The 13,165-nt window shown below is 70.5% G+C and carries 9 protein-coding genes, 1 tRNA gene and 1 pseudogene; 9 read left to right on the top strand and 2 right to left on the bottom strand.

The genetic code is table 11. The features are described 5' to 3' along the window. The first annotated feature begins 261 nt into the window (after positions 1-261). The 8 genes and pseudogenes from ACIQMU_RS25160 to ACIQMU_RS25195 form a co-directional block, all read left to right on the top strand. Positions 262-1,158, top strand: a complete 897-nt coding sequence (locus ACIQMU_RS25160) for an FAD binding domain-containing protein (RefSeq protein ID WP_352241271.1) — start codon at positions 262-264, stop codon at positions 1,156-1,158. After that, positions 1,155-3,035 (top strand): 2Fe-2S iron-sulfur cluster-binding protein, encoded by a 1,881-nt coding sequence (locus ACIQMU_RS25165; protein ID WP_402689734.1) that lies wholly within the window; start codon positions 1,155-1,157, stop codon positions 3,033-3,035. Before ACIQMU_RS25160 ends, ACIQMU_RS25165 begins: the two co-directional genes overlap by 4 nt. Positions 3,036-3,132: 97 nt before the next feature. After that, the gene (locus tag ACIQMU_RS25170; RefSeq protein WP_352241273.1) at positions 3,133-5,481 is read left to right on the top strand and encodes a molybdopterin cofactor-binding domain-containing protein; all 2,349 of its coding nucleotides are present in this window, start codon (positions 3,133-3,135) and stop codon (positions 5,479-5,481) included. A 327-nt stretch (positions 5,482-5,808) separates the two neighbouring features. Next, on the top strand, positions 5,809-6,231 hold the full coding sequence (locus ACIQMU_RS25175) for a hypothetical protein (RefSeq protein ID WP_402689735.1): 423 nt from the start codon (positions 5,809-5,811) through the stop codon (positions 6,229-6,231). A 19-nt stretch (positions 6,232-6,250) separates the two neighbouring features. Further along, on the top strand, positions 6,251-8,596 hold the full coding sequence (locus ACIQMU_RS25180) for a hypothetical protein (protein ID WP_402689736.1): 2,346 nt from the start codon (positions 6,251-6,253) through the stop codon (positions 8,594-8,596). Between the two features lie 28 nt (positions 8,597-8,624). Further along, a complete protein-coding gene (locus ACIQMU_RS25185; RefSeq protein WP_402689737.1) occupies positions 8,625-9,302 on the top strand; it encodes a hypothetical protein in 678 nt (225 codons plus the stop codon). Positions 9,303-9,494: 192 nt separating this feature from the next. After that, entirely contained in the window at positions 9,495-10,118 is a 624-nt protein-coding gene (locus ACIQMU_RS25190; RefSeq protein ID WP_352241277.1) for a hypothetical protein, read from the top strand. A gap of 42 nt (positions 10,119-10,160) precedes the next feature. After that, positions 10,161-10,361 (top strand): annotated as a pseudogene (locus tag ACIQMU_RS25195) (IS5/IS1182 family transposase); the annotation flags it as partial. A gap of 204 nt (positions 10,362-10,565) precedes the next feature. Here the strand turns inward: ACIQMU_RS25195 and ACIQMU_RS25200 are convergent. After that, complete coding sequence (locus tag ACIQMU_RS25200) at positions 10,566-11,711, bottom strand: SMI1/KNR4 family protein (RefSeq protein ID WP_352241278.1); 1,146 nt, start codon at positions 11,709-11,711, stop codon at positions 10,566-10,568. A 470-nt stretch (positions 11,712-12,181) separates the two neighbouring features. On the opposite strand from ACIQMU_RS25200, the gene ACIQMU_RS25205 reads away from it, so the two are divergent. Continuing rightward, positions 12,182-12,925 (top strand): hypothetical protein, encoded by a 744-nt coding sequence (locus ACIQMU_RS25205; RefSeq protein ID WP_352241279.1) that lies wholly within the window; start codon positions 12,182-12,184, stop codon positions 12,923-12,925. Positions 12,926-12,991: 66 nt separating this feature from the next. Here ACIQMU_RS25205 and ACIQMU_RS25210 read toward each other — a convergent pair. After that, positions 12,992-13,063, bottom strand: a tRNA-Cys gene (locus ACIQMU_RS25210). Positions 13,064-13,165: the final 102 nt, after the last annotated feature.

A 13,165-nucleotide genomic window follows, 5' to 3' on the forward strand; every position in this document is an offset into this window, starting at 1 on the left:
CCCGAGGCCGCGCCGACAGGGCCGCCGCGAGGGAGGAAACGCGCAAGTCGTACGGGCCTCGCTGAAGAGTGGCAATTCACCCTCCTCGTCGAAGAAGTGCGAAACCGGAACATCCCGCAGGTCAGGGACGGATGCACCCTTCGTGGACCCTCGCGCCGACCCGATCGGAAGATGTGCCAGAGTTGCCACGTCCGGGCTGTGAACACGTACCGTACGGCGGAACAGGCGGGACAGCCGGGAGACCGGGAAGGGGCAGCTGGGTTGACCACGCACGCACCGCAGGCGATGCAATCGGTGACGCTGCCGGCCTCGTTGGACGAGGCCGTGGCAGCACTCGGCGCCATGCCCGCGGCCGTTCCGGTCGCTGGGGGCACGGACCTGATGGCGGCCGTCAACAAGGGGCTCCTGCGCCCCTCGGGGCTGGTCGGCCTCGGCCGGATCAGCGAGCTGCGCGGCTGGCACTACCAGGACGGCCACGCACTCCTGGGCACCGGACTCACCCACGCCCGCATGGGGCGCCCCGACTTCGCCGCCCTCATCCCCGCCCTCGCCGCCTCCGCGCGCGCCGCGGGACCGCCCCAGATCCGTAACGCCGGCACGCTCGGCGGCAACATCGTCACCTCCGCGCCCACCGGCGACGCCCTGCCGGTGCTCGCAGCGCTGGAGGCCGAGCTCGTCATCGCGGGCCCCGGCGGCGCCCGCCGCGAGATCCCCGTCTCCCACCTGCTGGCCGGCCGGGAACTGCTGGAGCCCGCGGAGCTGATCGGCTTCGTCCGGGTGCCGCTGCTGCACGCCCCGCAGGTGTTCCTGAAGGCCACCGGCCGCACCGGCCCGGGGCGCGCCACCGCCTCCGTCGCCATCGTCCTGGACCCGGCCCGCCGCGGGGTGCGCTGCGCGGTCGGCGCCATCGCCCCGATGCCGCTGCGCCCGCTGGAGGCGGAGCGCTGGATCGCGTCGCTGATCGACTGGGACGGCGAGCGGGGTCTGGCCCCGGACGCGCTGGCGGCCTTCGGTGAGTACGTCGCCGCGGCCTGCATCCCGGACAACGCACCACCGGCCGACGGTTCAGAGGCCCCGCCGCTGTCCCCGGCCGTACAGCACCTGCGGCGCACTGTCGCCGCGCTCGCACGACGCGCGCTGGGGAGGGCACTGCCGTGAGCAATGAGGAACCCGTCAACCAGCAGGGGCAGCGGGACTGGCCGGACTGGCAGGACGGCTCCGGCGGGCCGGATCCGCAGTACGGGGCCTGGCAGCCGACCCCGCAGAGCGGTGACTACGACGCCGACGCCACCGCGTTCGTCCAGCTCCCGCCGGAGGACCTGGCGAACATCCCGCTGGCCGCGCCCGGCCAGGGGTACGTCCCCCCGATGATCATGCCGCTGACCCCGGCCGCCGGTCTGGACCCGGCGGCGACGGGGAGCTGGGTGCTGCAGACGCAGACCCAGCAGGCGCAGGCCGAGCAGCGCGCCCAGGAGGCCGCCGCCCAGGAGTTCGGCGCCCAGGAGTTCGGCACCGCCCAGGAGCCCGGTGCGGTCCACTGGCCGGACCCGAACCAGCAGGGCGCGCCGGGCGGATACCAGGGCCCCTACCAGGACACGTCCCACGCCACGGCCCAGTGGAACTTCACCGACGCCCTCGGCGAGCCGGCAGCCGCCGGGGAGGCGGCCGGACCGGAGGCGACAGCCGCCCCGGAGGCGGCCGGACCGGCGGCCGGGCACCTGGATCACTCCCCCCGGGCGGACCACACCGGTCACACGGGTCAGTGGACGGTCCCGGTGGCGGACGGACGCCTCCCGGAGGAGTCGGGCGAGTTCCCGGCCCCGGCGGACCCGCCGCGGTGGTACGCGGACAGCGCCCGCCCGGCCACGCTGCCCGGCGGCGCCCCCGCCCCCTGGGCCACACCGGAGCCGGAACCGGAACCCGTACCCGTGGCGGAGCAGGCTCCCGAACCGGAACCCGAGTCGGAACCGGAACCGGAACCGGAACCGGCCGACGAACCGGCGGAGCAGGCGGACCGGCCGGCCGGTCCGGGCCTGGCGGACCGGTCGGATCAGGCGGACCGGGCGGCGTACGCGCAGACGGACAACGCCGTCGTGCCGGAACCCGGCGCCACCGTCGACGCCCACACCGAGGGCTCCGCCGCCGAGGAACCCGGCACGGCCCCGGAGGCAGCTCCCGGCCCCGCACCCGAGACCGACGCGGACGCGGTCCCGGACGCAGCCCGGGACGGGGGCCCGGACGCAGCGCACGGCGGCCCGGACGAGGACGCGAACGCGGCGCGAGAGGCCCAGGGCACGGCCCCGGACGTGCATCCGGACGGGGCCCTGGACGGGCGTCCGGACGTGCATCCGGACGGGGTCCTGGACGTGCATCCGGACGGTGCCCAGGACGGGCATCCGGACGGGGAACCCGCCCTCGCCCCCCACCTCCTCGACGTACCGAGCGAGCACCCCTCCGCCTCCTACCTGCTCCACGTGAACGGCACGGACCGCCCGGTCAGCGACGCCTGGATCGGCGAATCGCTGCTCTACGTGCTGCGTGAGCGCCTCGGCCTGGCCGGGGCCAAGGACGGCTGCTCGCAGGGTGAGTGCGGCGCCTGCAACGTCCAGGTCGACGGCCGCCTCGTCGCCTCCTGCCTGGTCCCCGCGGCCACGGCGGCGGGCAGCGAGGTGCGGACGGTCGAAGGGCTCGCCGTCGACGGCGAACCGTCCGACGTCCAGCGCGCCCTGTCCGCCCGCGGAGCCGTCCAGTGCGGCTTCTGCATCCCCGGCATGGCGATGACCGTGCACGACCTCCTGGAGGGCAACCACGCCCCCAGCGAACTGGAGACCCGCCAAGCGCTCTGCGGCAACCTCTGCCGCTGTTCCGGCTACCGGGGCGTGCTCGACGCGGTCGCGGACGTCGTCGAGGCCCGCGAGGCGAGTGCCGAGGCGGCCACCGCGGCCCAGGACGAGGCGCGCATCCCGCAGCAGGCCGAGCCGGGCGCCGGCGGCGTGCGGCAGGGATCGCAGCCGCACGGGGGAGAGGCCCAGTGAGGCACGCCGGCGGCCCCGCCGTACACCACCAGCACCACGCGAACCAGGAGCTCCCCCCCCGTCGCCGCACCGGCGGGGCGAACGACAAGGAGGCGGCGTGAGCGGCGACGCGGCCAACGCGACCAGCACCAGCCTGCCCAGGATCGACGCCATCGGCGGCGGACCGGCGGGTTCCGGCACGGGCCAGGAGCCGCCCCTGACGGGCCTCGGCGCCTCGCTGCCGGCTGCCGACGCGCGGGCGAAGACCGAGGGCACCTTCCCGTACGCGGCTGACCTCTGGGCCGAGGGCCTGCTGTGGGCGGCCGTACTGCGCTCCCCGCACCCGCACGCGCGGATCCTGTCCATCGACACCTCCGGGGCCGAGGAGATGCCCGGGGTGCGCGCCGTCGTCACGCACGAGGACGTGCCCGGCGACAGCAACTATGGCCGCCACGTAGTGGACCGCCCCGTGTTCGCCTCCGACCTGGTCCGCCACCACGGCGAGCCGATCGCCGCGGTAGCCGCCGACCACCCGGACACCGCACGGCTGGCCGCCGCCGCCATCGCCGTCCGGTACGAGGTGCTGGAGCCGGTCACGGACCCGGAGAAGGCGTTCGCGGCGGAGCCGCTGCACCCGGACGGCAACCTCATCCGGCACATCCCGCTGCGCTACGGCGACGCGGAGGCGACGGGCGAGGTCGTCGTCGAGGGCCTGTACCGGATCGGCCGCCAGGACCCCGCCCCGATCGGCGCGGAGGCCGGCCTCGCCGTGCCCCGCCCGGACGGCGGCGTGGAGCTCTACACCGCCTCCACCGACCCGCACACCGACCGCGACCTGATCGCCGCCTGCTTCGGCCTGGAGGCGGACCGGGTCAAGGTCGTCGTGACCGGGGTGCCCGGGGCGACCGGCGACCGCGAGGACCCGGGGTTCCAGATCCCGCTGGGTCTGCTCGCGCTGCGCACCGGCTGCCCGGTGAAGCTGGCCGCGAGCCGCGAGGAGTCCTTCCTCGGCCACACCCACCGCCACCCCACCCTCCTGCGCTACCGCCACCACGCGGACGCGGAGGGCCGGCTGGTCAAGGTGGAGGCCCAGATCCTCCTGGACGCGGGCGCCTACGCCGACGCCTCCTCGGAGTCCCTGGCGGCGGCCGTGGCCTTCGCCTGCGGACCGTACGTCGTCCCGCACGCCTTCATCGAGGGCTGGGCGGTCCGGACGAACAACCCGCCGTCGGGCCATGTGCGCGGCGAGGGCGCGATGCAGGTCTGCGCGGCGTACGAGGGCCAGATGGACAAGCTGGCCGCCAAGCTCGGTATCGACCCGGCCGAACTGCGCCTGCGCAACACCCTGTCGACGGGCGACCTCCTGCCCACCGGCCAGACGGTGACCTGCCCGGCCCCGGTGGCCGAACTGCTCCGCGCCGTACGCGACCACCCCCTCCCCGCACTCCCCAAGGACGCCCCCGAGGACGACTGGCTGCTGCCGGGCGGCCCCGAGGGCGCGGGGGAACCCGGCGCGGTGCGCCGGGGCGTGGGCTACGGCCTGGGCATGGTCCACATGCTGGGGGCCGAGGGCAAGGACGAGGTGTCCACGGCCACGGTCCGCGTGCACGACGGCGTCGCCACGGTGATCTGCGCGGCGGTCGAGACCGGCCAGGGTTTCACCACTCTGGCCCGCCAGATCGTCCAGGAGGTCCTGGGCGTGGACGAGGTGCACGTGGCCGCGGTCGACACCGACCAGCCCCCGGCGGGCCCGGCGACGCACGGCCGCCACACCTGGGTGTCGGGCGGGGCGGTGGAGCGGGCGGCGAAGATGGTCCGCACCCAGCTCCTCCAGCCGCTGGCCCACCAGTTCGGCATGTCCACGGAGCTGCTCCAGATCGCCGACGGCAAGATCACGTCGTACGACGGCGTCCTGTCCACGACGGTCGCCGAGGCGTTGGAGGGCAAGGAGCTCTGGGCCACCGCCCAGTGCCGCCCCCACCCCACGGAACCGCTGGACGAGTCCGGCCAGGGCGACGCGTTCGTCGGCCTCGCGTTCTGCGCGGTACGGGCGGTCGTCGACGTCGACATCGAGATCGGCTCCGTCCGCGTGGTCGAGATGGCGGTCGCCCAGGACGTCGGCCGCGTCCTCAACCCGGACCAGCTGGCGATCCGTATCGAGGCGGGCATCACCCAGGGCATCGGCGCGGCCCTCACGGAGAACCTCCGCACCGCCCGCGGTCTGATCCGCCACCCCGACCTGACCGGCTACGCGCTCCCGACCGCTCTGGACGCCCCGGACATCCGCATCGTGAAACTGGTCGAGGAACGCGACGTGGTGGCCCCCTTCGGCGCGAAGCCCGCCTCGGCCGTCCCGGTCGTCACGGCCCCCGCCGCGGTCGCCTCGGCGGTCCGCTCGGCGACGGGCCGCCCGGTGAACCGCCTGCCCATCCGGCCGCAGGCGGCGGTGGCGACGCCCAAGGGCTGACCCGCAGCCCGCAGCGGCGGCGGTCCCGGTTCAACGGGGGCCGTCGTCGACGGCGTCGGAGAGCCATACCGGGCGATGGAGTTGCTGCCGCTGCCGTCCGCTTCCGCACGGAGACCCCCCCGCCGGATCGCGTCGGATCTCCGGGTCGGCGGCGATGAACCCGTCCGCGCCCTTGAACGGTAAGACGGCGACGGACATGAGAGCGGTCCCAAGGTTCCGCTGAATTCTTGCCCGAGCAAAGGCTCAGATCCTACTCGTCCGCCCTGTGCCGGCGACCGTACGGTTACCGCGAAGAGGCTGTCCGCACAGCGATACCCGGGGGAACACGTGACATTCGAGGGGGAATGGGCCGAACTGCGCTCGGCGGCGGCCGAGCGCAGTGCCATGCAGATCAACAGCGCCCCGGCCGAGGGCGGCGGCGGTGCAGCCGGACTGGTGGTGAACCGGGACGACCTCGGCGCTATCGGGAGTGACGCTTATGAGCTCAGAACGAGGCTGTCGAAGGACGGCGACCACGCCCGCCCCGCAACCTTCGACGCGGCGATCGCGCTGACCAACGGCAACTTCGCGAGTGGTTCGGCGGTGCTCAAGGTGCACGACCGCTGGCAGACCCATCTCAAGACCCTCCTGGATTCGTGCGCTCACATTTCGAACCACCTGGATTACACGAAGGCCCAGCACGCGAAGGACGACGTGAAGATCGGCGGAGATCTGAAGGCGATCTCCAAGCTGTCCGAATACATGAAGTAGGGCTCGGGGGAGCGCGCGGATGCTGAGTTACGAGGACATCATGGAAGCTCCGCTGGGAAAGCTGAAGGCGGCGGCCGACGACTGGTCGGAGATGGCGGCCAACCTGGAGAAACTCGCCACCGAGGCATCCGACGGGATGAAGGCGAAGGCGAGCAAGGCGAGCTGGGAGGGCCTCAACGCCGGAGTCACCAGAGAGTTCATCGGAAAGACCGCCAAGGAGTTCGCGGACGCCGCCGCCGAGGCCAAGGGCGTGAAGGCGCTGCTCGAAGAGGGGTACGCGGCCTTCAAGAAGGCCAAGGACGACCTGGTCGACATCCGGGACCACGAGGGACCGGCGGCCGGCATCCGGGTGGACGGCAGGGGCAAGGCCCATGCCCGTTCCCCGCTGTCCGAGAACAACGCGGCGCGTCACGATCCCGACTTCACCACATTCCTCCAGCGGGAGAGGGAGCACATCAGGTTGTGGCAGAGGAAGATCGACCTCATAGTCGACCACTGCAACGACACCGATGCGACCTTCAAGAACTCCCTTGAGGCCAACGTCACCGACCGCAAGGACTTCAGCGCCCCGAAGTACACCGCGTTCGACCAGGAGGAGGCGGCCCGCGCCATCGCCCTGGCGGCCAAGGGCCGCGATCTCACGCAAGCCGAGCTCCAGGCGCTGAACGAGCTGCTGCGTGACAACGGCCGGTCGGCGGAGTTCGCGACGACCTTCTACGAGAAGCTCGGCCCGGAGAGGTCGCTGGCCTTCTTCGGGCAGCTCGCCACCGACACGAACGACTACGCCAAGGTCGACCAGGAGCGGCTGAAGAACGTCCAGGAACTCCAGAAGAATCTGGGACTGAACCTGGCCACCGCATCCCACGACAGGGCGTTCTCCGCGGAGTGGGGCCCCGAGCTGCGCAAGCTGGGGACCCAGCAGATCCCGCTGTCCAGGTACGACAACAGTGGCGGCCCGTACGGCTACCAGCTGCTCGGCGGCATCATGCGGTACGGGAGCTACGACGCGAAGTTCCTCAACCCGATCGCCGAGCACGTCGCGCAGCTGCACCAGAAGGACCCCTATCGGTTCGCCGGCAACAAGCAGGTGAACGGCTTCCTGGAGAACCCGTTCAACCCCTCGGGGAAGAACGGATCCGGCTATGACCCGACCACCGCGATGCTGGAGGCCCTGGGGAACAGTCCGGACGCGGCGAAGAAGTTCTTCACCGACGAACCGACGGCGTACAACGAGGACGGCACGGTCAACCACGGTGCCACGGCCGACCTGGGGAAGAAGGACGACCAGGCGATCGGCAACTACCTCGACTTCTTCGGAAACGAGAAGTGGGAGTCGTTTCCGGACACCAACTCCACCGACCCGGACAAGGTGGGGCCCACCCTCCAGTACATGCCGGACGCGCTGGGCCATGCCCTGGAGGCGGCGACTCTCGGCTATCCGGCGGGCGAGCCGGACGCGACCGCGAAACGGGATGCCGACAACGCGGCGGTCATGCAGCGGGTCATGGAGAAGTACGGGTCCGACGCGGGACTGCTCAAGCACCAGGAGGGCTTGGCGGACAGCATGGGCGTCATGGGCGCGGGATACATCGACGACATCAACTGGGCGTTGAACAAAAACGAACCGGGAAGCATCTTCGCCCCCGGTGAACAGCAGGAGGGACGTCTCGACTTCGCGGACACCGAGGACCGCAACGGGCGCGGCATCGCCCGGGGGTTTCTCAGCGCAATCGGCCAGCACCCGGACGCCTACGCGACCGTCTCGACAGCGGGAGAGGTTTACACCCGCAGTGTGTTGGAAGCGCACGTGGGCCCGGACGGAAAGATCGACCAAGGTGCGGCGCGGGCGGCTGTGCATACGGGATCCGAGGTGCAGGGCATGCTCGACCAGTCCCGGGGGGACCAGGTCGAGGCGGACAACCTGAAAAAGCACGAGGAGTACGAGAAAGCGGTCGCCAAGCGGGCGGGCTGGGTCGAGTTCGGAGCCGTCGCGGGCGTGGCGGCCGGCGTGGCCTTCCTGCCAGCGACGGCGGCCGTGGGCACGGCCGCCGTGCTCATCCCGTTGGCCACCGACACCGCCAGTGGCGCCCTGGAGCAGGTCATCGGACAGGCGGTCGGCGATATCTCCGGCAACTCGGTGGACGAGCACAAGGAGAAGGTCGAGGACCTCGCCCGGGAGGAGAGGAGCAAGGTCTACTCCGCTGGTGAGGGCTTGGCCGAGTCGCCGATGGAGGGGTTCATGCGCCGTCACGGACTGGACCCCGAAAGCGTGTTCGGGCAAGACCTCAAGGAGTCCATGAGGGTCGGCTATTCCACCGGCAATGACCGCGAGAATCAGCAGGGCAACGACCCGGAGACCGGCTGAGGTCGGTGGCGGGCGAGGACGTAGAAGGATGCAGATGGTGATCAGCCGTAGGGCTGTAAGCGATGGATTCGTCGCCGTGGTCGTGGCCGGTTCGCTGGCTCTCGGAGTGGTCGGCTGTAGTGGAGGGGACGGTGCCGCGAAGGAAGGCGACAATGCTGTGGAGGGTGCGCAGCTCTGCGGCGGCACCGCCATATCCGCCGGCGCGGAGGAAGGGCTGAAGGTGATCACGGGGTCCTCGCGGTTCGAGGCGCCGGCCGAGGGATCCACCGTCGCCCGCGCTGCCAGGTCGTTGAGTGAGGCGTTCGCTTCCCCTGCCGCCGATGACGGGGACATCTGCCAGGTGTTCGCTGTCAACGCCGCCCAGAGCGATCGGCTGGAGGTCACCTGGGAGCTGGCCGACGGTCCGCCGCAGGGCGAACCTGCTCCGAAGTTCACGGTGCTCCGGATGGGGGAGCGAACCCTGACAGCTTCGGACGCCGCTGTTGTCCAGTTCGCCTGCCGGAGCGCGAAGCTGCCCGGCTCCACGCCGGCTCAGGTCAAAATCGGCGTGGAGCGCTGGTCGCCCAAGGAACCCGAGGGCGACCCGGAGAAGTTGAAGGATGCCTACGCGACCGTGGCCCACTCCGTCTCGCTGGCCATGGCGAAGGAGCTGGGCTGCGAGAACAACGGGGGGCTGGGGGCCCGGCCGTCACTGGACCCTGCGTGACCCGGTGACGCGCAGCTGCGCGCGGCCGCGTTCAGTGTTTGTCGCAGCTCTGTGCGCCCCGGCAATGGCGCGGCAGGGGAAGAAGATGGCCCTCCGCAGCCATTTGTGGCTAAGAGCTGTCCCGCAATGGGACGGTGCCCCGCTGCCGATCCCGGATCGGATCGTGTCAGTGGCTGGTGACAGGATCGAGGGGTGCTGATCAAGGGATACGATGTCGGCCCGTTGATGCCGGGCGAGTCGCTGCTGGTCCGCCCGGGCTTCTGGTCGAACTACCTCCTGACAATGTGCAGCGACGGGTGGTGTGCCGAGCGCCCGGTTCCGGAGCGGTTCGGTGAGGACGGCGCCGATGTCGATGCCCTGTCCGAGGTCCTCTTCGATCCTGATCGCTGGCCGGTGTTCAGGGTGCCAGTAGATGACGGCCCTGGAGTCGTGGTGATCTACCGCAATCTGGATGGCGACTACGGCACCGACTACCTCATCACCCATCCAGGAAGAAGCTACGCCGAGCAGATTGCCAGCTGGGACGGAGACTTCTCGGGCGCTGGGCTGACTTGGCCCGAACTGACCCAGATCGCTGACAATCCGTCGCTTGCAGGCGAGGGCGTCCAGGACACAGACACCCGCCTTCTTCTGCTGCTGCCCCTCCTCACCGACCCGGACGTGCAGGACACAGCATCAGCAAGGCTTATCGCCGCCCTGACCGCAACTGGCACGCCGCAAGACACTGCCCCCGTCGCGGCGGAACACCTTCTGGCCCATCTCACAAGGAGATCCCGCCACGACCCCATGTGGACGTCTCCGCTGAGCGGCAGCTGAGAGGCTGGCCGAGCCGCCGATCACCCAGGAAACGATCTTCATATGGCCGGTGTGATCACGGCGTCGGAATCTTCCTGGACAGTCCCGTTCTCCGGGCTGAGCCCTCGCGTTTTCGGGAAGCTGATGACGGTTCTGCGGCGCCAGGGTGCGGAGGAGGTCCGCAAGGGCCGGCCGTGGAGCCTGCCGCTGGAGGACCGGGCACTGCTGGTCGCGACCTACTGGCGCACGAGCCTCACCATGCGGACCGGTTGATGACGATCTCGGTTCTGTTTGTCGATGGTGGACGATCAGCGAGTTATCCACGCAACGTGATCGAGACGTCAGGCATCTCGATCGACTGCCCGAGCGCCTCGCTCGTCGCGCTTCGCGATCCGTCACTGTGACTGAGCGCTCCATCTGCCGATACCCAGCACATGAAGCGCCCACGCGGAATCGAAACCCCCGGGGTCAGCGCTGATCTTGGGGGTACTGAGCTGCGTACCAAATGGAGTCGACGGAGGGGTTGCGCAGAGCTCCCCAGAAGCGCTCGTCAGGTATCGGCGGCAGCGGAGGATTGCCCAGGTCCGCATGCAGATCCGCACGCCAGTCGACAGTGAAATGACTGCGGATTCCCGCGCTCTCGCACACGGACCTGTAGGGGGACCCCCAGATCCCGAGGGCTATCTTCTCCGCGGCCCACCCGAGTGTGACGTCTCGGCCGGTGTTGGCCCGCGCGAGCACCGCGCGGAGTCGCAAAGCGAGCGGCCCGGTCTGATCCGGCCGCGGTGGAGCCACACCGCACTCCCACGCGTCCAGGGCTGACTTGACCTCCGCGTATTTGTTCAGGCCCGATTCGACTGCCAGTCTGCGCAACTGCTTCCGCGCGGCCTCAACCACCTGCTCATACGGCAGGATCGCGATCAGTGCACCGAGTTCCTCATGCCCGTCCAGGTAGCTCGCGTGGAAGAGGTCGGTGGGACTGTGGGACAGGTCCAGCTCCGGCAGCTTCTCATCCGGCGCGGGGAGGGGATCGTCGGCACTGCACTCCGGCCTGGGAGCCAGAGGCCCCTCCCAGAAAAGCCGACCGTTGAACGTGACGACACCACCATCCTTGCCGCGTTCGAGCTTGCCAGCCAATTCGGCCAGATACCCACCCAGTGAGTCGGCCTGTCCGAAACTGGTGCCGGTCTCGTCGAAGAACCGCCCGATCGCACCGAAGGAGTCCCGCTCAGTACGGCAATCCACCAGGAGGCCGTCCGACGTCACGTCATAGGAACCGAACTTCACGTAGCTGTGCAGCCAGTAGCCCTCGACCTCCCCGTCGACGCCTTGGTCAAAGCCGCGCATGAACCCGGTATCCCCGAGGATCCCGCTCACTCCGAGCAGCCGGTCGCCCGTGCTGAACTGGAAAGCCTCAGGTCCCTCCAGCGCCCCGTTGTGTCGGAGGAGTGAAGCGACGAGGTCCGGAGGAAAGGTGACACCCAGTTCCTCTTGCGCTGCCGCGATCTCCTCGTCCCCGGCGGGCGGCCGAAGCGTGGCGAAAGTGCGGGGCGCGTGCTCGCGCAACCACGCGTCGATGCGAGTCCATGAGGCATGGACCAGGTCGGCTGTCATAGGGCCGACCCTAAGGGTCGTCCGCAATTCCCGGCGGGCGCGCGACGACAGCGACGGCACCCCGTCGCGGTGTCGGAACATCCACATACACGTACCCGGCAGCTCGAAGATCGGTGTGCGGAACAAGTGCACCGGGCCCCCATGACCGGCCACGACCGGTACGCGGACGGGGAGTTCATCCGTCAGTACTTCAACGGCAGGCAGGCAGGCAGGCTGACAGGACGGTCCGGGCACGTACCCCCTGGTCGGCGTCCGACGGCCCGCGCCCTGTGCACGGCCCCGCACGTGGACCCTCGGCTTCCCGGTCGCGCGCGTGGCCCTTTGCGTTCCCCTTGCCGGAGCCAGAAGCTGTCCGGGTCGACCAAGAATCCTGGATACTTCCGGCTCGGCCTGGAGAGCTGGAGAATGCCGCGCAGGACCGAACGTGTCCGAAGGTTCGTAGCGTTGTTTGACCCGGGGAGAGCCAGCACGTGATCACTGAGCCGGAGCTGGTGGGCGAGCACGGGCCGGGCGCGCCCCAGGACGTGGTGAGCGGGTTCGACTCGGTGCAGGGGCCCGCAGTCAACAGGCGGCGGTGGCACGGGGCGCTCTGGGCCGCCGCCGGAGCGCTGACGGCGTCGGCGGTGTGGGCTGCGGCGGTCTTCGGGTACGGGATCGGCGGCGACACACAGCCCGACTCGCGCGGCTACCGCGTGGAGTCCGACTCCTGCGCGGCGGTGGACCTGAGGGCGCTCGCCGAGGCGGTGGGGGAGCCGGCATCCGAGCCGACCACCGAACTGGACGGGATCGAGCACCCTGCCCTCCACCGCATCCGCTGCACCGTCGCCTTCAAGGAGTCGCAAGTCGAGGGATGGAGCATGGGCTACCAGGCGTCTCTCACGGCCGAGCTGCACAAGGAGACCGATCCGCGCCCCGCATTCGAGGCGAGCAGCACGCTGACGGAGATCGACGGTATCGGAGTGACACAGGTGGAGCGGGTGCCGGACCTCGGGGACCTGGCCCATCTGCTGGTCATGGAGGACAACGCCATGCGACTGAGGGTGGTGGAGGGCGGCGCCGTCGTGACACTCGCCCTGACCGCCTCGATGACCTACTACGGGGACGAGGACGGAGAGGAGATGCCGGACGTGCCGGCGGACCCCGAGCTGCTCCCGTACCGGGCCGATCTGATCAGCGACACGCGTGCTGTGATGAAGGCGCTGAAGACGGACTGAGCGCGGGTCGCCGTACGTGCGGAAGCGGCTGCCCCTTGGCGCGGGGGCGGCCGCTTCCGCGCTGGGAGACCGTGACCGGATTCGAACCGGTGTAACTCGAGTTGCAGTCGAGCCCCTGAGCCTCTCGGGCACACGGTCGGGAGTCGTGCTGTGTTCCTTTGCCGTCCACGACGCTACGGGCCCCCGACCGCCCCCTCAAGGCATCCGGCCGGGCCGCAACGCGACCGCCATACGCCGTTC

This window comes from Streptomyces sp. NPDC091649 (assembly GCF_044756785.1).
Classification (GTDB): Bacteria; Actinomycetota; Actinomycetes; order Streptomycetales; family Streptomycetaceae; genus Streptomyces.